General features: G+C 69.6%; 1 protein-coding gene. It reads left to right on the plus strand.

Features of this window, described 5'->3' with window-relative positions; all coding sequences use genetic code 11:
• Positions 1–47: 47 nt before the first annotated feature.
• Positions 48–1,578 (plus strand): IS66 family transposase (tnpC, locus tag H7U20_RS01565; RefSeq protein ID WP_199517864.1); only part of this gene is annotated, 1,531 nt, incomplete at its 3' end.

A 1,578-nucleotide genomic window follows, 5' to 3' on the forward strand; every position in this document is an offset into this window, starting at 1 on the left:
CATGGCGGGGGCTGTTAACTTGGCGCCGCGCGTGTTAACATCGGCGCATGGACTTACTTGCCGAACTGGCCCGCACCGACCTCGATCCCGCCTTGCTGGCGCAAGTGCGCGCCTTGTTGCGGGCCAAGGACGAGGCCCTCGCCGCCAGCGATGCCAGTGCCACGCTGCTCGAACGCAAGGAGCAACTGCTCAAGGCGGCCGAGACCAAGATCGCCGCGCTGACGCTGGAACTGGCGTACCACCGCCGCATCCGTTTCGCCCACAAGAGCGAGGCCCTGCCGGCCGGGCAGCGCGACCTGTTCGACGAAACCTGGGACATCGACCTAGCCGCCATGCAGGCCGAGCTCGACGCGCAGGCCGATGCGCTGGCCCGGGACAAGCCGAAGGCCAAGCGCCCGCGCGCCGGCCGCCAGCCTTTGCCGGATCACCTGGAACGGATCGAACACCGCCACGAGCCGGCCTCGTGCGAGTGCGGCCAATGCGGCGCCGCCCTGCACCTGATCGGCGAGGACGTCAGCGAGCAGCTCGACGTGGAGCCGGCGCGTTTCTTCGTGCACCGCCACATCCGCCCGCAATACGCCTGCCGCGCCTGCGAGACGGTGACGGCGGCTGCGGTGGCGCCGGCCATCATCGACGGCGGCATGGCCGCGCCCGGCCTGCTGGCCTGGCTGGCCACCAGCAAATACGTGGACCATCTGCCGCTGTACCGGATCGAACAGATTGGCGCGCGCCAGCAGGTGCCGTTGCCGATCTCGACGACGTCCGACTGGCTCGGCAAGGTCGGCGTGGCGCTGCAGCCGCTGGCCGACCGGCTGAGCGAATTGCTGCGGCTACGCCCCACGCTGCACGCCGACGAGACGCCGGTGCGCCAGCTCGATCCCGGGCAGGGCAAAACCAAACGGGCCTATCTGTGGGCCTACCGCAGCAACAGCCTCGACGAGGGGCCGCCCATCGTCGTGTTCGATTACCAGGGCGGGCGCGCCGGCGCGCACGCGCAGACCTTCCTGGGCGCCTGGCGCGGCCACCTGATGGTCGACGATTACGCCGGCTACAAGGCGCTGTTCGGCAACGGCGTCACCGAACTGGCCTGCCTAGCCCACCTGCGCCGCAAATTCTTCGACCTGCACGCGGCCAATGGCAGCCCGGTCGCGGCCGAGGCGCTGCGCCGGATCGCGCAGCTGTATGCCATCGAACGGCAAGCGGGCGATGTCGCCGCCGACGTGCGCTTGGCGCTGCGCCAGCAACAGGCCAAACCGCTGCTGCTGCAATGCCAGCAGTGGATGAGCGCCACGCGCCTGACGGTGGCCGACGGCAGCGGCACGGCCAAGGCCATCGACCACGCCCTCAAGCGCTGGCCGGCATTGCTGCGCTACGCCGGCTCGGGCACGCTGCCGATCGATAACAACCCGGTGGAAAACGCCATCCGGCCCATCGCCATCGGCAAAAAGAACTGGCTGTTCGCCGGTTCGGAGCGCGCCGGCCACCGCGCCGCCGCCATCCAAAGCCTGTTCGCCACCGCCAAGCTCAACGGACTCGATCCGCACCGCTGGCTTGCCGACACGCTCGAAGCCTTACCCA

Source organism: Rugamonas violacea, from assembly GCF_016461825.1.
In the GTDB taxonomy this organism is placed as follows: domain Bacteria; phylum Pseudomonadota; class Gammaproteobacteria; order Burkholderiales; family Burkholderiaceae_D; genus Rugamonas.